Source organism: Streptomyces sp. NPDC050842 (assembly GCF_044456565.1).
Lineage (GTDB): Bacteria > Actinomycetota > Actinomycetes > Streptomycetales > Streptomycetaceae > Streptomyces.
Map to the genome: position 1 here is coordinate 1 of NZ_JBITGA010000003.1, position 19974 is coordinate 19974.

Below are 19974 nucleotides of genomic sequence, written 5' to 3' on the forward strand. Positions count from 1 at the left end.
CGCCCGGTTACATTCCGAACCCGGAAGCTAAGCCTTTCAGCGCCGATGGTACTGCAGGGGGGACCCTGTGGGAGAGTAGGACGCCGCCGAACAATCATTGTGGGAAAGCCCCGCACCTCATGGTGCGGGGCTTTTCTGCGTTTACGGGCCGGTATCCCTTTCGGTGGGTGGGTCCGAAGGCGGGCGTGGTCAGAGGCGGCCGGCTGCTTTCAGGGCGAGGTAGGCGTCGGCCAGGGCGGGAGCGAGGGTCTCGGGGGAGGCGTCGACGACAGTGACGCCGTGGCGGCGGAGCTGCTCCGCGGTACGGACGCGCTGGGACTGCGTCTGGGTGGCCGCCGCGGCCTCGTAGACGCCTTCGATCGTGCCGCGGGTGCCGGCCAAGGCGGCGATCTTCGGATCGGCGACGGAGGCCACCAGGACCGTGTGGCGCTGCGCGAGCTGCGGCAGTACCGGGAGGAGGCCCTCCTCGATCGGGGCCGCGTCGAGGGCCGTCAGAAGGACGAGGAGCGAGCGGCGCGGGGCGCGGGACAGGGCCGTGGCGGCGAGGCCGCGGGCGTCCGTCTCCACCAGCTCCGGTTCGAGCGGGGCGAGGGCGTTGACCACCGCGGGCAGGACGTCGCTCGCGGACCGGCCCTGGACCTGGGCGCGGAGACGGCGGTCGTAGGCCACGAGGTCCACGCGGTCGCCCGCCCGGGAGGCGAGCGCGGTGAGGAGGAGTGCGGCGTCCATCGCCGCGTCCAGCCGGGGAACGTCGCCGACGCGGCCGGCCGAGGTGCGGCCGGTGTCGAGGACGATGAGGATGTGGCGGTCGCGCTCGGGGCGCCAGGTGCGGATGGCGACCGCGGACTGTCGGGCGGTGGCGCGCCAGTCGATCGAGCGGGTGTCGTCACCCGGGACGTACTCGCGGAGACTGTCGAACTCGGTGCCCTCGCCGCGGGTCAGCACGCTGGTGCGGCCGTCCAGTTCGCGGAGGCGGGCCAGGCGGGAGGGCAGGTGCTTGCGGCTGGTGAAGGGCGGCAGGACGCGGACGGTCCAGGGGACCTCGTGGTTGCCCTGCCGGGCGGCGAGGCCGAGGGGGCCGTACGAGCGGACGGTGATCCGTTCGGCTCGGCGGTCGCCGCGGCGGGTGGGGCGCAGGCTCGTGGTGAGGCGGCGGCGCTCGCCGGCGGGGACCGTGAGCTTCTGGCGCGAGGCGGCCTGCTCGGTACCGGGAAGCCAGCTGCTGGGCGGCCAGGCGTCGCGGAGCTGGGCGCGGAGGCGGCGGCGGGACGGGTTGGTGACCGTGAGCTGCACTTCTGCCGCGTCACCGAGTCGAACGGATGTGTCACCACTTCGGGTGAATTGGAGCGTTCGTACTGGCGCGGCCAGGGCGTAGTCGCACAGAATTGCTAGTGAGAGGGGCGCGTTCACCGCGAGCATCCCCGCCCAGCTGGGGGCGAGGATTCCGACGGGGAGCGAGCCGAGGGCGGCGAGCAGCGCGGTTCGTCCGGTGAGGGCCATGGGGCGCTCTTCTCAGCGGGGGACGGGGACGTGGGCGAGGATCGAGTTGATGACGGAGTCACCGGTGACTCCCTCCATCTCGGCCTCGGGCCGCAGGTGGATGCGATGACGCAGGGTGGGGAGTGCGAGGGCCTTCACGTCGTCCGGGGTGACGTAGTCCCGGCCGGTGAGCCAGGCCCAGGCGCGGGCGGTGGAGAGCAGGGCGGTGGCGCCTCGGGGGGAGACCCCGAGCGTGAGCGAAGGGGATTCACGCGTGGCACGACAGATATCGACGACATAGCCGGCGATCTCGGGGGAGACCGCGACCTTGGCCACGGCGGCCCGGGCGGCTTCGAGTTCGGCGGGACCCGCGACCGGGCGGACGCCGGCGGCCTTGAGGTCGCGGGGGTCGAAGCCCTCGGCGTGCCGGGTGAGGACCTGGATCTCGTCGGTGCGTGAGGGCAGAGGGACCGTCAGCTTCAGCAGGAAGCGGTCCAGTTGGGCCTCGGGGAGAGGGTAGGTGCCCTCGTATTCGACGGGGTTCTGGGTCGCGGCGACCAGGAAGGGCTCGGGGAGCGGGCGCGGGGTGCCGTCGACGGTGACCTGCCGCTCCTCCATGGCCTCAAGGAGCGAGGACTGGGTCTTCGGGGGCGTGCGGTTGATCTCGTCGGCGAGCAGCAGGTTGGTGAAGACCGGGCCGGGCTGGAAGGAGAACTCGGCGGTCCGGGTGTCGTAGACCAGAGAGCCGGTGACGTCGCTCGGCATGAGGTCGGGGGTGAACTGGACGCGCTTGGTGTCGAGTTCGAGAGCTGCTGCGAGCGATCGGACCAGCAGGGTCTTGGCGACTCCCGGGACGCCTTCGAGGAGTACGTGTCCCCGGCAGAGCAGGGCGACGACGAGACCGGTGACGGCGGGGTCCTGGCCGACCACGGCCTTCGCGATCTCGGTGCGCAGCGCCTCCAGGGAGTCGCGGGCGCTGTCCGAGTTCGTAGCGGTCTCGGGGGTCGGGGCGCTCATGAGGTGCGTACCTCTCTTTCGAGGGCGTCGAGTTGGTCCGCCAGGCGGATGAGGGTGGCGTCGTCGGCGGGAGCCGGGCCGAAGAGAAGCGTGCGGGGGTCCGTAGTGGTCTCGGGGAGACGGGCGGAGAGAGCGGGGAGGAGGTGCTCGGGGGAGTGGGCGTCCTGGACGGGGACGCCGAGGAGGGGGGCGATGCGGGTGCGGGTCGCCGTGCGGAGGACGGTGGCGGCGCGGTCGCGGGCGTTTGCCTTGCGATAGAGGCGGGCGCGGCCCTCGGTGGTCTCGGAGGCGCGGACGGCGACGGGGAGTCGTTCGGTCACCAGGGGGCCGAGGCGGCGGCCGCGCCAGATGGCCGCGAGCAGGGCGGCGACGGAGAGTTGGAGCGTGCCCCACAGCCAGCCGGAGGGGACGAGCGCGAGGAAGTTGTCCGTGGTGTCGCCGGAGGGTGCGTCGGCGGTGGCCGAGGTGTCGGCGAGAGAGGGGAGGTACCAGACGAGATGCGGTTGGGAGCCGAGGAGTTGGAGGGCGAGCGAGGCGTTGCCCTGCTGGTCGAGACGGTTGTTGAAGAGGATGTCGGGCGAGCCGAGGAGGACGGTGTCGGCAGTGCCGGTGGCGCCGGGGAGGCGGACCAGGGTCGGCCTGCCGTCGGACGGGTAGCAGGCGTCGGCGTCGGTGCCGGGGGTGATGACGTAGCGCTCGCCGCCGAGCTCGACGCTGCCGGCGCGGGTGGCGGCGGGCAGAGTGCAGGCGGGCGCGCGGTTCGTCACCGGGGTGTCGGCGGCGCTGGTGACTTCCGGGGCCAGGGTGGGGAGGGAGGCGAGGCCGGCGCCGAGGAGGACGGTGCGGGCCGCCGAATGTGTCATCGTCTCGCGCAGGGCGGCTTGTTGGGTCTCCGTCAGCAGGTCGGGTGTGGTGACCAGGAGGGTGGCTCGGGTGTCCGTGGCCGCCGTCGCTTCGTCGAGCGTGGTGGCCGTGGTGACCGTGACGCCGCGGTCCCTGAGGAGCTCGGCTACGGCACGGCTGCCGGTGGGGTCGGCGGAACGGGGGTCGAGGGCGCCGTGGGACTCGGTGGAGCGGACCGTCGCGAGAGCGATGCCGCCGATGAGGATCAGGGCCAGGACGAGGGCGGCGCCGCGGGCGCGGGTCCAGATCTGGCGGGCGGACAGGGCGGTCGAGGTGGACTCGACGGCCGGTCGGCTCATGAGGGCGCCCCCGGGGAGGCGGTGTCGAGGGTGGGGCGGGTCCGCTCCAGGGCGGTGTCCAGTTCCTCGATGCGGCGGTACGCGGGCTCGTCGGCGGTGCGGCCGCCGTATGTCACGTCGTCGAAGGCGCGGGCCGCGAGGCGCAGGTCGTCCGCGTGCGAGGGGAGCGAGCGGCCGGCTTCGGCGGCGGCCTCGTCGGCGGTGCGGCCGGGGCGGGGGTCGAGCAGGACACGCTCTTCGAGGGAGCGGACGATGGCCCGCATCCGTTCCTGGACAGCCTGGTTCCAGTCGCTGGCGGTGGCGTGGCGTGCGGCGGCCGCGCGGTGCTCGTCGGCGGTGCGGGGGCCGTCGGCGAAGAGGGAGTCGCCGGTGGTGCCCGGCGACCGGTGGGGGGTGCCGAGTCGCCACCACAGGGCGGCGGCAAGGGCGATGACGACCAGGAAGACGGCGACGACGCCCACGACGCCGCCCGGGGTGGCTCCGGAGGCCGCGCCGAAGAGGTCGTCGACCCACTCCCAGAAGCGGTCGAGGCCGCGCTGGAGGAGGTTCGGATCGTTCGCGTGGTACATCGGCTCGGACAGCTCCCGCTCCGCCGCCTCGCGGGCGGGGATGCGGGAGATGTCCACCGGTACGTCGCCGTCGGCGCGCAGGAGCGTGAGTGGTGCGGTCGTTCCCCCCGGGACCGTCACGGCATCAGCCCCCGATGGTCTCGGCGCCCGGAGTGGGGCCGTAGCCGGGGAGTCCGGCGGCCCGGGCCAGTTCGAGGTCCAGGGCTTCGCGGCGGATGCGCTGGTCCACGTAGAGGAGGACCGTCACGCCGGCCGAGATCGGGTAGGTGACCGCGCTGGTGATGACGCCGCCGATGCCGGTGACGATCAGGAACGGCCAGCCGAAGGAGGTGGACGAACCGTCGAGCAGGCCGGTGAAGCCGTCGCCGTCGACCGCGATGCCGACGATGGTGAACGGGATCGCGATGATCATGGCGAAGACGAAGATCAGCAGCTGGGTGAGCATCGTGATGCCGAAGATCCGCCACCACGAGCCCTGCACGAGCTTGGCCGAGCGCTTCAGCGAGGTCACGATGCCCTGGCGCTCCAGCATCAGGGCGGGGGAGGCGAGGCTGAAGCGGATCACCAGCCAGACCATCGCCACCGTGGCGCCGAGTCCGAGTACCAGGATCAGGGCCACCCCGGCGGCGCCGCCGATCAGGAGACCCGGCAGCAGACCGGCCAGCATGATGCCCGCGCTCAGTGCGGCCATCAGCAGGGTCAGCCCGGCGAGCTGGAGCAGACGCGGTCGGGCCTCGCGCCAGGCCTCGCCGAGCGAGACCGGGCGGCCCACGACGGCACGGCTGATGACGACCGTCAGCAGGGCGGCGCAGAACAGGGAGGCCATCAGCGTGACGAGCAGGGCGGGGCCGAGACCGATCAGGGAGTTCTCGGCCGACTGGACCGACTGCTCCAGCTGCTCGGCGGGCGTCGCGTCGGGGCTGATCGCCGGTGTCGCCGGGACGAGATACCGCTCGGCCAGAATGCTGGCGATCTGGGAGATCACGGCGACCGTGACCGAGAAGGACAGCACGGTGCGCCAGTAGGCGCGCAGGGTCTTCACCGAGCCGTCGAGGATCTCGCCCATGCCCAGGGGGCGCAGCGGGATCACGCCCGGCTTCGCGGCCGGCGGCTTGCCCCAGTGGGTGTTCTGAGGAGGGGGTCCCCAGTTCCGGCCTGGAGCCGGGGGTGGCGTCTGGCCGGTGGGCGGGGTCCACTGACCGGCGGGCGGCTGGTCCTTGGACCACTGAGGGGCGGAACCGTTCGCGTCGGCGGGAGTGGTGGGCCGGGGGATCCCGGAACCGTCCTGGCCGTCGGAGGGGGCGGATCCGGGCGAGGTCCAGCCCGGAGTGTCGTTCACGGTCGTCCACCTCGGGGAAATGGTCGCGGCGCCGGATCGGCGAACCGGCTCGGTCACGGCGGCCGACACCTGAGACGGCGGCGGGCCGGGTGCCATCGTGCCACGCGGGGCCCGCCCGTGGGCGGGAGCGGCCTTGTCGTTCGTACCTTTGTCCGGACCTTCATTGTCCGGCCGGTAGGCGGCACACTGTGCGAATACCCGACCAGGACGCGCGATCCGTGCGACGGCGGGCCGAGGGGAGCGCGATCCACGAGGTCGTGGCCCAGGCTGAGGGAGTCGCTGTGGGACAGGTCACGGCAGGTAACGATTGGCTAATGGGATGATGTCGATATGAAGGGACGCGTTCTTGTCGTCGACGACGACACCGCACTGGCCGAGATGCTCGGCATCGTGCTGCGGGGTGAAGGGTTCGATCCGTCGTTCGTCGCGGACGGTGACAAGGCGCTTGCCGCATTCAGGGAGGCCAAGCCTGACCTGGTGCTGCTGGACCTGATGCTGCCGGGGAGGGACGGCATCGAGGTATGCCGGCTCATCCGGGCGGAGTCGGGTGTGCCGATCGTCATGCTGACCGCGAAGAGCGACACCGTCGACGTGGTGGTGGGCCTGGAGTCCGGGGCCGACGACTACATCGTCAAGCCGTTCAAGCCGAAGGAGCTCGTCGCCCGTATCCGGGCACGGCTGCGGCGGTCCGAGGAGCCGGCGCCGGAACAGCTCACCATCGGTGACCTGGTCATCGACGTGGCCGGGCACTCCGTGAAGCGGGAGGGGCAGTCCATCGCCCTGACTCCGCTCGAGTTCGACCTGCTCGTCGCGCTGGCGCGCAAGCCGTGGCAGGTGTTCACCCGTGAGGTCCTGCTGGAGCAGGTCTGGGGCTACCGGCACGCGGCCGACACGCGGCTGGTGAACGTACACGTCCAGCGGCTGCGCTCGAAGGTCGAGAAGGACCCCGAGCGCCCGGAGATCGTGGTGACCGTCCGTGGCGTCGGTTACAAGGCGGGACCGAGCTGACATGACTACAGGCAGTACTGCTCCGAAGCCCGGGGACCCGGGAGTCCGTACGGGGCGGGCTGCCGGACCGGGGCGGGGGGGCCCGCGTTTCGGCCGTCCGTTGGGCGGGCGGCTCCTCAACGACGGGGCGCCGGGTGGACCGGTGTTCCGGCTCCTCGCTCGCTGGGTCCGCCGACCGCTGCTGCCCGCTGTGCGGCTGTGGCGGCGGAACATCCAGCTGAGGGTCGTCGCGGGCACGCTCCTGATGTCTCTCGGAGTGGTGCTGCTGCTCGGTCTCGTCGTCATCGGGCAGGTCCGTAACGGGCTGCTCGACGCCAAGGAGAGGGCCGCCCAGAGCCAGGCCGCCGGGGGGTTCTCCGCCGCCCAGGACCGGGCGGCGACGACACCGTCCTCGCCCGGCCAGCAGGCCGGCGGGCGGACCGGCGCGTCCGTGAACTGGCGCTCCACGCTCGTCGAGCAACTCGCCAGTGGCGGCCAGAGCGCCTTCAACGTGGTCGCGCTCTCCCTCGACAGCGGTGACACCGCGAGCCGTGGCGCCCGCGCCTCCGGCGAGGTCGACCCCACCACGAGCATCCCCGCCGACCTGCGGCACACCGTCGCCCAGGGCGCGAACACCTTCCAGAAGTCGACGCGGATCCACTACACCAGCGGCAAGGCGTCCGAGGCCGGGCTGGTGATCGGCAAGCGGCTGAACGATGCCGACGGCACCCCGTACGAGCTCTACTACCTCTTCCCGCTCACGCAGGAGGAGGACTCGCTCACCCTCGTCAAGGGCACCCTCGCGACCGCCGGGCTGTTCGTCGTGGTGCTGCTCGGCGCCATCGCCTGGTTCATGGTCCGCCAGGTCGTGACGCCCGTGCGGATGGCCGCAGGGATCGCCGAGCGGCTCTCGGCCGGGCGCCTCCAGGAACGGATGAAGGTCACCGGCGAGGACGACATCGCCCGGCTCGGCGAGGCCTTCAACAAGATGGCCCAGAGCCTCCAGCTGAAGATCCAGCAGCTGGAGGAGCTGTCACGGATGCAGCGGCGGTTCGTCTCCGACGTCTCGCACGAGCTGCGCACCCCGCTGACCACGGTCCGGATGGCCGCCGACGTCATCCACGAGGCCCGTGTCGACTTCGACCCCGTCACCGGGCGCGCCGCCGAACTCCTCGGCGACCAGCTCGACCGTTTCGAATCGCTGCTCTCCGACCTCCTGGAGATCAGCCGCTTCGACGCGGGAGCGGCGGCCCTGGAGGCGGAGCCGATAGACCTGCGGCAGGTCGTGCGCCGGGTCATCGGCGGCGCCGAACCCCTCGCCGAGCGCAAGGGCACCCGGATGGTCGTCCTCGGCGACGAGCAGCCCGTGGTGGCCGAGGCGGACGCCCGCCGGGTCGAGCGGGTCCTGCGCAACCTCGTCGTCAACGCCGTCGAGCACGGTGAGGGCCGGGACGTGGTGGTGAAGCTCGCCGCCGCCGGCGGTGCCGTAGCCGTCGCCGTCCGCGACTACGGCGTCGGACTCAAGCCGGGGGAGGCGACCCGGGTGTTCAACCGCTTCTGGCGCGCCGACCCCGCCCGCGCGCGCACGACCGGCGGTACGGGCCTCGGCCTGTCGATCGCCGTGGAGGACGCCCGGCTGCACGGCGGCTGGCTCCAGGCCTGGGGCGAGCCCGGCGGCGGTTCGCAGTTCCGGCTGACCCTGCCGAGGACCGCGGACGAGCCGCTGCGGGGCTCCCCGATCCCGCTGGAGCCCGAGGACTCGCGGCGCAATCGTGAGCAGGCCGCCGCCGGACTCGTACAGGAGAGCGCGCGCCGCGTGGCGGTTCCGGCGCAGCCCGGCGGGGACCGGCCGTCGCTCCCCGTACCGTCGAGGCTGCCCGCGTCGCCGCGGGCGACCGTCGACCTGACGGCCCTGCCCGGCAGCGGCGCCAGGGTGGTGCCGCGAGCGGCGACGGACAGCGACAGTGGGGCGAGCACGGCGACGGCCGGGGCAACCGGGAACGCGGAGCGGGAGGACGGGACACGTGGGCGCTGACTCCCGAGAGGGACGCGCGGGGCGGGGCCGGAGCACGCGGGCGGTGGTGCTCGCCGCGTGCGGCGGGCTCGTCGTCACCGGTTGCGCGACGATGCCCGACAGCGGCGAGGTACAGACGGTGAAGGGGGCGAACCTCGGCGACTCGCAGGTGCGGGTCTACGCCGTCGCCCCGCGGGAGAACGCCGACCCGGACGAGATCGTCGACGGCTTCCTGGAGGCGATGACCAGTGACGACCCTGGCTTCGCCACCGCCCGCAAATACCTGACGAAGCAGGCCTCGCAGACGTGGAAGCCGGCGCAGAGCATCACCGTGCTCACCAGCGCGCCCGACCGTGAACCGGCCGACCGCAACGCCGACCCGGACAACGAGGGCCGCGCCTACCCGCTCTCCGGCCGCAAGATCGCGGAGGTGGACGCCCGCCACGCCTACCAGCCGAACAGCCCCGCCAAGTACGTCCAGTCCATCCACGTCGTGCAGCAGCCCTCCGCGGACGGCAAGGGCAAGGAATGGCGCATCGACAGCCTGCCGTCCGGCCTGGTGCTCGGCGAGGCCGATTTCCTGCGCAACTACCGGTCGGTCAACAAGTACTACTTCGCCTCCGGGGAGGACTGGGTCGTGGCCGACCCGGTCTACATCCGGCAGCGGCAGGACCCGGTCACCCGGATGGACCCGGTGACGCAGACCGTCAAGGCGCTGCTCGAAGGGCCGACGGACTGGCTGGACTCGGCCGTCGACTCGCAGTTCCCCTCCGGTACGGAGCTGAAGGCGGGCGTCACCTCGCTGACGACGGACGACCAGTCCACGCTGAAGGTGCCGCTCAACGCCAAGGCCGAGCGGGTCAGTGGCGAGGCGTGCCGGCGGATGGCGGCGCAGCTGCTCTTCACGCTGGGCGACCTGACCTCCGTACGCGTCGAGCAGGTCGAGCTCCTGAAGCCGAGCGGGGACTCGCTGTGCCGGCTGGGCAAGGGGCAGGCGGCCGAGTTCGCGGCGGTCCGCAACACCGCGCCCGAGGAGAACCCGTACTTCCTCGACGAGCACGGCAAGCTGATGATGCTCGCGGTCCAGGGCAAGGAGGCCGACGAGCCGGCCGAGCTGCCGGGGCCGTTCGGCAGCGGGACGACCCCGCTGTCCTCGGTCGCCATCGACCACGGCGAGACCCGGGCCGCCGGGGTCGGGGCGAACGGACGCGATCTGTTCGTCTCCTCGATCACCACGGAGCAGGACCCGCTGCCGGCGGTGCTGTCGAGCAAGGCGGCCCGTCCTACGGACCGGCTCTCGGCACCGAGCTGGGACGGCCGGGGCGACCTCTGGGTCGCCGATCGCAACCTTGCGGAGCCGCGCCTGTGGATGGTGCCGGACGGCTCCGGCGAACCCGTCGAGGTCCGTACGCCGTGGCTGACGGAGGGCACGCGCGTGGAGGCCCTGAAGGTCTCGGCGGACGGCGTGCGGATCGCCCTGCTGGTCAAGCAGGGGGAGCGCACCACCCTGCAGATCGGCCGGGTCGAGCGGCAGAAGGAGGGGGCGGAGCCCACGGTGTCCGTCGAGGGCCTGCAGCCCGCCGCGCCGCGCATGGAGTCGGTCACGGCCGTCTCCTGGGCCGGACCGAGCCGGCTGGTCGTCGTCGGCAAGGAGGCGGGCGGCGTCCAGCAGATCCGCTACCTCCAGACCGACGGCTCGACCTCGGCGAGTTCGGTGCTTCCCGGCCTGAACGGGGTGACCTCGGTCGCCGCGCCCAACGGCGACGGGGCACCGGTGGTGGCGAACTCCGGGAACGACGGCATCGTCCGGCTGGCGCCGGGGACGAACTGGCAGCCGGTGGTCAAGGCGGGCGCTTCGCCCGTCTACCCCGGGTAGACGAGTGGGGAAGGCCCGGGCCGGTCTCGGGGCCGCTCCCCGGGTCGGTTTCCGGGTCGGTTTCCGTGGGGTCGATCTCCGCGGCCGCGCCGTGGGTGCCCACGGGTGTGCCCGCGGGCCGGTCGTACGCCGGGTCGGGACGCGACCTGACGGACTCGGGGTGTCCCGGCGGGAATCCCGCGCGGGCTGACGAGCCCCCGCCCTCGGGTCGCCCCTCCCGGTCGGTTCGGGGTGCGCGACCGGGTTTTCCACAGGGGTGGTCCGCGGCCGCGGGAGCGCGCACAGTGGAGTCATGCGGGGGTGGTGGCGCGAGATCGCCGGGCTGGTGCTGCCGGTCGCCTGCGGAGGCTGCGGCAGACCGCGCACTGTCCTGTGCCCGGAGTGCGCGGGCGCGCTGACCGGGGCCGGACCGCGCAGGGTGCGGCCCGCGCCCGAGCCGGCGGGGCTGCCGGCGGTCCATGCCGTCGCGCCGTACGCCGACGCCGTGAGGGAACTCCTCCTCGCTCACAAGGAACGCGGGGCGCTGGCACTCGCCGGGCCCCTGGGCGGCGCGCTGGCCGCCGCCGTGGCGGCCGCTGCCGGGCCCGCCACGGGCCTCGCCTCCCCGCCGCTTCTCCTGGTACCGGTGCCGTCCTCACGGCGCTCCGTGCGGGCGCGTGGCCACGATCCGACGCGACGGATCGCGCTGGCCGCGGCCGCCCGGCTGCGGCGCGCGGGACGGGCCGCCCGGGTCGTGCCCGTACTGCGTCAGCGGCGGTACGTGGCGGACCAGGCGGGTCTCGGAGCACGCGGGCGGCTGGCGAACCTTTCGGGGGCGCTGGAGGTCGTACCCGGCGGTGCGCGTCTTCTCGGGGTCGGAAGGGTGGTTCTCGTGGACGACCTGATGACGACGGGCGCTTCGCTCGCGGAGGCGGCGCGCGCACTCGGAGACGTACACCTTCCGTTCATTCCCGGATTACCGCAGGCATTGACGGAAAGATCGCCGGAGCGTTCCGCGCAGCATGGATTCGAACAGCGGCGGGCGGCTGTGATCGCATCCTCTCCCGCCTCGTTCGAAATAAACCGGAACTCGCCAGGAACTTGGATCGTTGCAGGTGGTGAGAGGTGAAAGCACCCGGATGGAGGTATGTCGCGGTAGCGGGTGCCGACACCCGTCCGAAGGGGCTATGTTCGGTTGTGAGGAATGGCGAACGCCACTGCCTCGCCGAATACATGGTTGCGCCTACAGGACAGGAGTTCAGGGCGAATTAACCTCTTGTCGATGGGGTGGGGATCTTGTCGACTGGGGAGGAGGAGGTGAAAGTCGCCAAGTCCGAGCTCCGGTAACCACCGGAGTCTGGTGCAAAGGGAGATGCCCGGCGGCCAAGGAGCCGATCAGGGCGATCCGGGAACGGAGTTCTGCGTGGACATCGTCGTCAAGGGCCGCAAGACCGAGGTGCCCGAGCGGTTCCGCAAGCACGTGGCCGAGAAGCTGAAGCTGGAGAAGATCCAGAAGCTCGACGGCAAGGTGATCAGCCTCGACGTCGAGGTGTCCAAGGAGCACAACCCGCGGCAGGCCGACAGGTCCGACCGCGTGGAGATCACCCTCCACTCCCGAGGCCCGGTGATCCGGGCGGAAGCTGCGGCAGGCGACCCGTACGCAGCCCTCGACCTCGCCAGCGACAAGCTGGAGGCCCGGCTGCGCAAGCAGCACGACAAGCGTTACACCCGCCGTGGCAACGGCAGGCTGTCGGCAGCGGAAGTCGGGGACGTGGTGCCCGGCGCCGCCCAGCTCAACGGAGACGGCCAGCTGGTCGCCGACGAGTCCGACAAGGTGCCCACCACGATGATGGGCTCGATCGAGGTTCAGGGCGAAGGCCCGCTGGTGGTGCGCGAGAAGACCCACCGGGCCGCCCCCATGACGCTCGACCAGGCGCTCTACGAGATGGAGCTGGTCGGCCACGACTTCTATCTGTTCGTCGACGCCGACAACAAGCAGCCGAGCGTCGTCTACCGGCGACACGCGTACGACTACGGCGTCATCCACCTGGAGAGCGACCCGCTCGCCGAGGGTGGCGGCGCCGGCGGTGCGCTCGGCGGCTGACAGACCGCCACCGCATCACCCACATCTACCTCAGGTGTCCCTCACGGTGCCCCTGGAGCGCGGTTCGCGCCCCCAGGGGCACCCCCGTGCGCCCATGGGTAACCCCGCGCGCCGCCGGGGCATGAAAGCATGTCGTGCACGCCAACCGGTGCTCGTCGAGCATCGGTTGGAGAACCGGAAACGAATTCAGGCCACGGCCTTCAGGGGGAGGAACGATGGCGGACAGCTTCGGGCCGGTGCTCAGGGGACGTGAGCCCTATGGCGCGGTCACTCCGGAGAGCACGGCGGAGGGATTGGATTCGGACAGCGGCGACTGCCGCAAAGAGCCGATCCGGGTCCTCGTCGTGGACGACCACGCCCTCTTCCGCCGAGGTCTGGAGATCGTCCTCGCCCAGGAAGAGGACATCCAGGTCGTCGGCGAGGCCGGTGACGGGGCCGAGGCGGTCGACAAGGCCGCCGATCTGCTGCCCGACATCGTCCTGATGGACGTGCGGATGCCCCGGCGCGGCGGCATCGAGGCGTGTACCTCCATCAAGGAGGTGGCCCCCAGCGCGAAGATCATCATGCTGACGATCAGCGACGAGGAGGCCGACCTCTACGAGGCGATCAAGGCCGGGGCGACCGGCTACCTCCTCAAGGAGATCTCCACCGACGAGGTCGCGACGGCGATCCGCGCGGTCGCGGACGGGCAGTCGCAGATCAGCCCGTCGATGGCGTCCAAGCTCCTCACCGAGTTCAAGTCGATGATCCAGCGCACCGACGAGCGCCGGCTCGTGCCCGCGCCCCGGCTGACGGACCGTGAGCTGGAGGTCCTCAAGCTCGTCGCGACCGGGATGAACAACCGGGACATCGCCAAGGAACTGTTCATTTCCGAGAACACGGTGAAGAACCACGTGCGGAACATCCTGGAGAAGCTCCAGCTCCACTCCCGCATGGAGGCCGTGGTCTACGCGATGCGGGAGAAGATCCTCGAGATTCGCTGAGGCTCCGGCACAGAGGCGCCCTTGCTGGGGGTCCGGGGGTTATCCCCTGGGGGGATGCAGTGCGATGCGGGAGAAGATCCTCGAGATTCGGTAGGGCGCTCGCGCCGCGCCCCTCCCGTCAGCTCAGGGCCTTGACCAGCTCCGGTGCGAGCTCGGGGTGGTTCACGCGCTCCGGGACCACGGACACCGCGTCGCAGCCGACCCACTCGGCCGCCTCGCGCAGGGCCTGGGCCACCGCCGGAACCGCCTTGGGGCCGTCCAGGGTGATCTGCCGGGCGACCAGGGTGCCGCCCTCGCGCGCCGGGTCCACCCGGCCGACCAGACGGCCTCCGGCCAGGACCGGCATCGCGAAGTAGCCGTGCACCCGCTTCTGCTTCGGCACGTACGCCTCCAGGCGGTGCGTGAAGCCGAAGATCCGCTCCGTCCGCGCCCGCTCCCAGACCAGCGAGTCGAACGGCGAGAGCAGCGTCGTCCGGTGCCGGCCGCGCGGCTCGGTCGCCAGCGCCGCCGGGTCCGCCCACGCGGGCTTCCCCCAGCCCGCCACCGTCACCGGAACGAGCCCCGACGCCTCGACGGCCGCGTCGAACTGCTCGCCCTTGATGCGGTGGTAGTCGGCGATGTCCGCGCGCGTGCCCACGCCCAGCGCCTCGCCCGCCTGACGCACCAGGCGCCGTACGCACTCGGCGTCGTCCAGCTCGTCATGGAGCAGCGCCTGCGGGACCGCCCGCTCCGCCAGGTCGTAGACCCGCTTCCAGCCGCGCCGCTCGACCACCACCACCTCGCCGTGCATCAGCGCCCGCTCGACGGCGATCTTCCCGTCGGACCAGTCCCACCACTCGCCCTTGTTCTTCGCGCCGCCCAGCTCCGTCGCGGTCTGCGGGCCCTCGGTCCGCAGCTGGTCGATCACCTTGTCGTACGCGCCGGCCGACAGGTCGTGGTGCCAGTGCGGGCGGTCGCGGTAGGCGCGGCGGCGGAACGCGAAGTGCGGCCACTCCTCGATCGGCAGGATGCAGGCGGCGTGCGACCAGTACTCGAAGGCGTGGGGTCGTGCCGGAGGCGCGCCATGGGGCTCAGTGGTCCAGTAGGCGTCCTCGACCGTCTTACGGCCCACGGCGCCCAGGCGCGCGTACGGAATGAGCTCGTGCGAGCGGGCCAGTACGGAGATCGTGTCGAGCTGGACCTGGCCGAGGGCGCGCAGCACCCCGCGGACCCCGGACCTGCGGTCGGGCGCGCCCAGGAACCCCTGAGCGCGGAGCGCTATCCGGCGGGCTTCGTCGGCGGACAGTTCGGCGGCGGGGCGCGGCACAGTCGTCATGGAACGCACCCTAGAGCCCGGCACTGACAGTCACGGCCGGCGGTTCAGGCCTGGGCGGGCTGGTCGCGGGCCGGGAGGTACGGCAGCGGGCTCGGCAGGCCGAAGTCCGAGGGGAGCAGGGCGCCGACCCAGCAGTCGCGCAGCGTGCCCTTGTTGACGAGGCCGGCGCGCTGGACGCCCTCCACGGCGAAGCCGACGCGCTCGGCCACCGCGCGCGACCCGGCGTTCCCGAGCTCCGCGCGCCAGAGGAGACGGGTGCAGCCCAGGCCCGTGAACGCCCAGTGGGCGAGGGCCCGGACGGTCTCCGTCATGTAGCCCTGGCCTCGGTGCTCCTGGCGCGTCCAGTAGCCGACCTCCCAGACGCCGGAGCCGCGGCTGGTGAGCGAGCTCGCCGCGAGCAGCGGGCCGCCGGCCACCGGCTCGACGGCGAAGGTGTAGTCCGAGTCCTCGCGCCAGCCGTCGGGCACGAGCCGGTTCAGGAAGAAGTCGGCGTCCTGCCGGGTGTAGGGGTCCGGGACGACGGTCCAGCGTCGAATGTCCGGGTCCTGGCAGATTTCGTACACCGTGTCGAGGTCCGCGGGGACGAAGTTCCGCAGGCGCAGTCGGTCGGTCGTGAGGGTGATCGGCTCCATGCCTGGATTGTCGTGAGCCGCCCGACCGGAAGCGAACACTTTTCGGGTGGGGCGGCACCTTCCGCCCACCTCGTGCGTTCTCTTTGAGGGTGGCCTTGCGGCTCGGGCACTGCGGGCCTCCCTTCGCGAGGGCGGTCTCGCTTACGATGGCCGTTGCGGTGGGGACCACCTGCCGTGCCCGCGCTCGCGTCGATCACAAGACCCAGTGCCAGGCCCGACCGGCAAGGAGACCAGCCTCAGTGTCCGTCTTCAACAAGCTCATGCGTGCAGGCGAAGGCAAGATCCTGCGCAAACTGCACCGCATCGCGGACCAGGTCAACTCCATCGAAGAGGACTTCGTCAACCTCTCCGACGCCGACCTGCGGGCGCTCACCGACGAGTACAAGCGGCGGTACGCCGACGGCGAGAGCCTCGACGACCTGATGCCGGAAGCCTTCGCGACCGTGCGTGAGGCCGCCAAGCGCGTCCTCGGACAGCGCCACTACGACGTCCAGCTGATGGGCGGCGCCGCCCTCCACCTCGGCTACGTCGCCGAGATGAAGACCGGTGAGGGCAAGACCCTCGTCGGTACCCTCCCGGCGTACCTCAACGCGCTCTCCGGCAAGGGCGTGCACCTGATCACGGTGAACGACTACCTGGCCGAGCGCGACTCCGAGATGATGGGCCGCGTCCACAAGTTCCTGGGTCTGAAGGTCGGCTGCATCCTCGCCAACATGACCCCGGCCCAGCGCCGCGAGATGTACGCCTGCGACATCACGTACGGCACGAACAACGAGTTCGGCTTCGACTACCTCCGCGACAACATGGCGTGGTCCCAGGACGAGCTCGTCCAGCGCGGCCACAACTTCGCCTGTGTCGACGAGGTCGACTCGATCCTCGTCGACGAGGCCCGTACGCCGCTGATCATCTCCGGCCCGGCCGACCAGGCCACCAAGTGGTACGGCGACTTCGCCAAGCTGGTCACGCGCCTCACCAGGGGCGAGCCCGGCAACCAGCTCAAGGGCATCGAGGAGACCGGCGACTACGAGGTCGACGAGAAGAAGCGCACCGTCGCCATCCACGAGGCCGGTGTCGCCAAGGTCGAGGACTGGCTCGGCATCGACAACCTCTACGAGTCGGTGAACACCCCGCTTGTCGGCTACCTGAACAACGCCATCAAGGCGAAGGAGCTGTTCAAGAAGGACAAGGACTACGTCGTCATGGACGGCGAAGTCATGATCGTCGACGAGCACACCGGCCGTATCCTCGCCGGCCGCCGCTACAACGAGGGCATGCACCAGGCGATCGAGGCGAAGGAAGGGGTGGCGATCAAGGACGAGAACCAGACCCTCGCCACGATCACCCTGCAGAACTTCTTCCTCCTGTACGCGAAGCTCTCCGGCATGACCGGTACGGCCATGACCGAGGCCGCCGAGTTCCACCAGATCTACAAGCTGGGCGTCGTCCCGATCCCCACGAACAGGCCGATGATCCGCAAGGACCAGTCCGACCTGATCTACCGGACCGAGGTCGCCAAGTTCGCCGCCGTCGTCGACGACATCGCGGAGAAGCACGAGAAGGGTCAGCCGATCCTCGTCGGCACGACCTCCGTCGAGAAGTCCGAGTACCTCTCGCAGCAGCTCTCCAAGCGCGGTGTGCAGCACGAGGTGCTCAACGCCAAGCACCACGACCGCGAGGCCAGCATCGTCGCCCAGGCCGGCCGCCGCGGCGCCGTCACCGTCGCCACGAACATGGCCGGTCGCGGTACGGACATCAAGCTCGGCGGCAACCCGGACGACCTCGCCGAGGCCGAGCTGCGCCAGGCCGGTCTGGACCCGGTCGACCACGTCGAGGAGTGGGCCGCGGCCCTCCCCGGCGCCCTGGAGCGCGCCGCGAAGGCCGTGAAGGCGGAGTTCGAGGAGGTCAAGGACCTCGGCGGGCTGTACGTGCTCGGCACCGAGCGCCACGAGTCCCGCCGTATCGACAACCAGCTGCGCGGTCGTTCCGGCCGTCAGGGCGACCCCGGCGAGTCCCGCTTCTACCTCTCGCTCGGCGACGACCTGATGCGCCTGTTCAAGGCGCAGATGGTCGAGCGCGTGATGGCCATGGCCAACGTGCCGGACGACGTGCCGATCGAGAACAAGATGGTCACCCGGGCGATCGCCTCGGCCCAGTCGCAGGTCGAGACGCAGAACTTCGAGACGCGTAAGAACGTCCTGAAGTACGACGACGTCCTCAACCGGCAGCGCCAGGTCATCTACGGCGAGCGCCGCCGCGTCCTGGAGGGCGAGGACCTGCACGAGCAGATCCAGCACTTCATGGACGACACGATCGACGACTACATCCGCCAGGAGACCGCCGAGGGCTTCGCGGAGGAGTGGGACCTCGACCGTCTGTGGAACGCCTTCAAGCAGCTCTACCCGGTGAAGGTCACCGTGGACGAGCTGGAGGACGCGGCCGGGGACCGGGCGGGCATCACCGCCGAGTTCATCGCCGAGTCCATCAAGGGCGACATCCACGAGCAGTACGACGCGCGGGAGAAGCAGCTCGGCTCGGAGATCATGCGTGAGCTGGAGCGGCGCGTGGTCCTGTCGGTCCTGGACCGCAAGTGGCGCGAGCACCTCTACGAGATGGACTACCTCCAGGAGGGCATCGGCCTGCGCGCCATGGCGCAGAAGGACCCGCTGGTCGAGTACCAGCGCGAGGGCTTCGACATGTTCACCGCCATGATGGAGGGCATCAAGGAGGAGTCCGTCGGCTACCTGTTCAACCTGGAGGTCCAGGTCGAGCAGCAGGTCGAGGAGGTCCCGGTGCAGGCGACCGGTCCTTCGCTCGCGAAGGAGGACGCGGTGCCCGCCGGCGCCGGGCGTCCGGAGATCCGCGCCAAGGGGCTCGACGCGCCGCAGCGGCCGGACCGGCTGCACTTCTCCGCGCCGACCGTCGACGGCGACGGCGGGGTCGTCGAGGGCGACTTCGCCTCCGACGAGGAGGCCGGCGACGGGATGACGCGGGCGGAGCGTCGTAAGGCGCAGAAGAACGCGAGTGGCGGGCGTCGTCGCAAGAAGTAAGGCGCTGCCGCCGAGGGCCCTGACGAAGGGCCGCTGACGCGGTGGTTCGGTGTGAGGGGTCGGTCGCCCGGTGGGTGACCGACCCCTTCGTCGTGCCTGGAGGGGGCGTCGCGCGTCAGGCGTGGCGGGGCGTCACGCCGAGCCCGTCGAGCTCGACCGCGGCGCAGCGCCAGCGCTGGTCGGTGCCGAGCTCCAGACGGAACGCCATGGCGCGGACGCGAGGGCCGGTGGCGATGCTCGCGAAGGCCTCCATGGTCGTGCGGTGGGGGTCCAGCTGTACGGAGCAGCGGCGCAGGACCGGGCGGGGGCCGAGCGACCGCAGGGGCGTCGCCGGGGCGAGCCGGACCAGCTGCTCGTACGCCTCGCCGACGGTGTGGCCGAGCATCCAGTGGACCGGCCGCTCCCCGCTGAGCACCGCGAGCAGGCGCTCCGCGAAGACCGTGTGCGGGGGAAGTGCGCGGGGCGGGGTGCGGGGGTGGGTGCCCGCGTCGCCGCGGGGGCGGGTGCCGGCGGGGCCGCCGGGGGCAGTGCGAGGGCGTGGCGTGCGGGGGCGGGTGCCGGCCGTGTAGCCGGTGGCCGTGTCGCTGTTCATGGTGAGCCCCTGTCGTTGCGTAACCGAGTAGTACCAGTCGGTAACTTCCGTTGGGGATCTTGTACGGCTGGGCTCCTAGCCCCCGCAAGGAGCCCCGGGCCTCGGGACCCTCCTGTGGGCGAATCACCTATCAGGGTGACGCGGGGGAAAAGCGGCTCTTCAGGGCCTTGGCGGGGCGGGCCGGCGGTGGACGGGCGGTGCGTTCGGCCCGCCACCCCGAAGGGGGACTCCGCACGTATCCTGAGGGCCTCTCCGTCTACGAAAGCGGCCAGCCATGCGCGTGTACGTCCCCCTGACCCTCCCCGGTCTCGCACAGGCGCACAAGGCGGGCGAGCTGGGCCCCGGCCCGCTGACCGCCTACGCCGTCACCCCGGCGCTGCGCGAGTGGTACGTCTCCGACGACATCGAGGAGCTGGAGTACGCGGCGCTCAACCGGGCCGCCTCCGCCTCCCTGCGGCTCCTCGCCGGTGACCCCCAGGCGCCGCGGCGCCGGGTCGTCGTCGCCGTCGACGTGGCCGACAAGGACGCCACCGCGGATCCCGATCTGGGGCTCGACGCCGGGTCGATCGGCGAGGTCCGGATCGCCGGTGCCGTACCGCTGGCCAAGGCCGCGGCGGTGCACGCCGACGCGGACGACGCCGAGGCGGACGTCACCGCGGCGGCTTCCGCGCTCGGGGCGGCGGACCAGGGCGACGACGACGCGCGCTTCGTGGTGGACGGGGCCGAGGACCACGAGCTGCTGTGGTTCGGGGTGCAGGAGATTCCCGGGCTGCTGGGGTAACCCGTTGCGCGTTGCCCGTTGCCCGTAGACGGGATCGGGCGGGTTCGTTGTCGGAGGT

At 71.6% G+C, this 19974-nt stretch carries 15 protein-coding genes, 1 rRNA gene and 1 pseudogene; 9 read left to right on the forward strand and 8 right to left on the reverse strand.

Annotated features, from left to right (window positions below):
• Positions 1-92, forward strand: a 5S ribosomal RNA gene (gene rrf, locus ACIBG6_RS09235); the annotation flags it as partial.
• Between the two features lie 97 nt (positions 93-189).
• Here the strand turns inward: rrf and ACIBG6_RS09240 are convergent.
• Genes ACIBG6_RS09240 through ACIBG6_RS09260 form a run of 5 tightly spaced genes read right to left on the reverse strand, consistent with a single transcriptional unit; the run spans position 190 to position 5606 of the window.
• Entirely contained in the window at positions 190-1500 is a 1311-nt protein-coding gene (locus tag ACIBG6_RS09240) for a DUF58 domain-containing protein (RefSeq protein WP_399221971.1), read from the reverse strand.
• Positions 1501-1512: 12 nt separating this feature from the next.
• A complete protein-coding gene (locus tag ACIBG6_RS09245) occupies positions 1513-2496 on the reverse strand; it encodes an AAA family ATPase (RefSeq protein ID WP_399221972.1) in 984 nt (327 codons plus the stop codon).
• Positions 2493-3698, reverse strand: a complete 1206-nt coding sequence (locus tag ACIBG6_RS09250) for a DUF4350 domain-containing protein (protein WP_399221973.1) — start codon at positions 3696-3698, stop codon at positions 2493-2495. The genes ACIBG6_RS09245 and ACIBG6_RS09250 overlap by 4 nt, the downstream gene beginning before the upstream one ends.
• Positions 3695-4387 (reverse strand): DUF4129 domain-containing protein, encoded by a 693-nt coding sequence (locus tag ACIBG6_RS09255; protein WP_399221974.1) that lies wholly within the window; start codon positions 4385-4387, stop codon positions 3695-3697. Before ACIBG6_RS09255 ends, ACIBG6_RS09250 begins: the two co-directional genes overlap by 4 nt.
• A 4-nt stretch (positions 4388-4391) precedes the next feature.
• On the reverse strand, positions 4392-5606 hold the full coding sequence (locus tag ACIBG6_RS09260; protein ID WP_399221975.1) for a hypothetical protein: 1215 nt from the start codon (positions 5604-5606) through the stop codon (positions 4392-4394).
• A gap of 330 nt (positions 5607-5936) precedes the next feature.
• Here ACIBG6_RS09260 and mtrA point away from each other — a divergent pair, with 330 nt between their 5' ends.
• The 6 genes and pseudogenes from mtrA to ACIBG6_RS09290 all read left to right on the forward strand — a co-directional run.
• Positions 5937-6614 (forward strand): two-component system response regulator MtrA, encoded by a 678-nt coding sequence (mtrA, locus tag ACIBG6_RS09265; RefSeq protein ID WP_024758631.1) that lies wholly within the window; start codon positions 5937-5939, stop codon positions 6612-6614.
• Between the two features lies 1 nt (position 6615).
• On the forward strand, positions 6616-8628 hold the full coding sequence (gene mtrB, locus ACIBG6_RS09270; protein WP_399221976.1) for an MtrAB system histidine kinase MtrB: 2013 nt from the start codon (positions 6616-6618) through the stop codon (positions 8626-8628).
• On the forward strand, positions 8618-10483 hold the full coding sequence (locus ACIBG6_RS09275; protein ID WP_399221977.1) for an LpqB family beta-propeller domain-containing protein: 1866 nt from the start codon (positions 8618-8620) through the stop codon (positions 10481-10483). Before mtrB ends, ACIBG6_RS09275 begins: the two co-directional genes overlap by 11 nt.
• A 292-nt stretch (positions 10484-10775) precedes the next feature.
• Positions 10776-11591, forward strand: a complete 816-nt coding sequence (locus ACIBG6_RS09280) for a ComF family protein (RefSeq protein WP_399221978.1) — start codon at positions 10776-10778, stop codon at positions 11589-11591.
• A 294-nt stretch (positions 11592-11885) separates the two neighbouring features.
• Positions 11886-12566, forward strand: a complete 681-nt coding sequence (gene hpf / locus ACIBG6_RS09285) for a ribosome hibernation-promoting factor, HPF/YfiA family (protein WP_317595863.1) — start codon at positions 11886-11888, stop codon at positions 12564-12566.
• Positions 12567-12880: 314 nt separating this feature from the next.
• Positions 12881-13549, forward strand: a pseudogene (locus tag ACIBG6_RS09290) (response regulator); the annotation flags it as partial.
• A 118-nt stretch (positions 13550-13667) separates the two neighbouring features.
• On the opposite strand, the gene ACIBG6_RS09295 reads toward ACIBG6_RS09290, so the two are convergent.
• Together ACIBG6_RS09295 and ACIBG6_RS09300 are read right to left on the reverse strand one after the other, a co-directional pair.
• Complete coding sequence (locus ACIBG6_RS09295) at positions 13668-14864, reverse strand: winged helix-turn-helix domain-containing protein (protein WP_399221979.1); 1197 nt, start codon at positions 14862-14864, stop codon at positions 13668-13670.
• Between the two features lie 44 nt (positions 14865-14908).
• Positions 14909-15496, reverse strand: coding sequence for a GNAT family N-acetyltransferase (locus ACIBG6_RS09300; RefSeq protein WP_399221980.1), 588 nt, complete (start codon positions 15494-15496; stop codon positions 14909-14911).
• Between the two features lie 239 nt (positions 15497-15735).
• Here ACIBG6_RS09300 and secA point away from each other — a divergent pair, with 239 nt between their 5' ends.
• A complete protein-coding gene (gene secA, locus ACIBG6_RS09305; RefSeq protein ID WP_399221981.1) occupies positions 15736-18543 on the forward strand; it encodes a preprotein translocase subunit SecA in 2808 nt (935 codons plus the stop codon).
• Positions 18544-18658: 115 nt separating this feature from the next.
• On the opposite strand, the gene ACIBG6_RS09310 is transcribed toward secA, so the two are convergent.
• Positions 18659-19135 carry an Rv3235 family protein gene (locus tag ACIBG6_RS09310; RefSeq protein ID WP_399221982.1) on the reverse strand — a complete coding sequence of 159 codons (477 nt, stop codon included), beginning with the start codon at positions 19133-19135 and terminating at the stop codon, positions 18659-18661.
• A 274-nt stretch (positions 19136-19409) separates the two neighbouring features.
• Between ACIBG6_RS09310 and ACIBG6_RS09315 the strand changes: the two genes are divergently transcribed.
• Positions 19410-19916 carry a DUF6912 family protein gene (locus ACIBG6_RS09315; RefSeq protein WP_399221983.1) on the forward strand — a complete coding sequence of 169 codons (507 nt, stop codon included), beginning with the start codon at positions 19410-19412 and terminating at the stop codon, positions 19914-19916.
• The last annotated feature ends 58 nt before the right edge of the window (positions 19917-19974 follow it).

Bases quoted from the DNA above. Each gene is read 5' to 3' on its own strand.
- ACIBG6_RS09240 (WP_399221971.1), bottom strand. From the start codon at position 1,500: ATGGCCCTCACCGGACGAACCGCGCTGCTCGCCGCCCTCGGCTCGCTC.
- ACIBG6_RS09245 (WP_399221972.1), bottom strand. From the start codon at position 2,496: ATGAGCGCCCCGACCCCCGAGACCGCTACGAACTCGGACAGCGCCCGC.
- ACIBG6_RS09250 (WP_399221973.1), bottom strand. From the start codon at position 3,698: ATGAGCCGACCGGCCGTCGAGTCCACCTCGACCGCCCTGTCCGCCCGC.
- mtrA (WP_024758631.1), top strand. From the start codon at position 5,937: ATGAAGGGACGCGTTCTTGTCGTCGACGACGACACCGCACTGGCCGAG.
- mtrB (WP_399221976.1), top strand. From the start codon at position 6,616: ATGACTACAGGCAGTACTGCTCCGAAGCCCGGGGACCCGGGAGTCCGT.
- ACIBG6_RS09280 (WP_399221978.1), top strand. From the start codon at position 10,776: ATGCGGGGGTGGTGGCGCGAGATCGCCGGGCTGGTGCTGCCGGTCGCC.
- ACIBG6_RS09295 (WP_399221979.1), bottom strand. From the start codon at position 14,864: ATGACGACTGTGCCGCGCCCCGCCGCCGAACTGTCCGCCGACGAAGCC.
- ACIBG6_RS09300 (WP_399221980.1), bottom strand. From the start codon at position 15,496: ATGGAGCCGATCACCCTCACGACCGACCGACTGCGCCTGCGGAACTTC.
- ACIBG6_RS09310 (WP_399221982.1), bottom strand. From the start codon at position 19,135: ATGAACAGCGACACGGCCACCGGCTACACGGCCGGCACCCGCCCCCGC.
- ACIBG6_RS09315 (WP_399221983.1), top strand. From the start codon at position 19,410: ATGCGCGTGTACGTCCCCCTGACCCTCCCCGGTCTCGCACAGGCGCAC.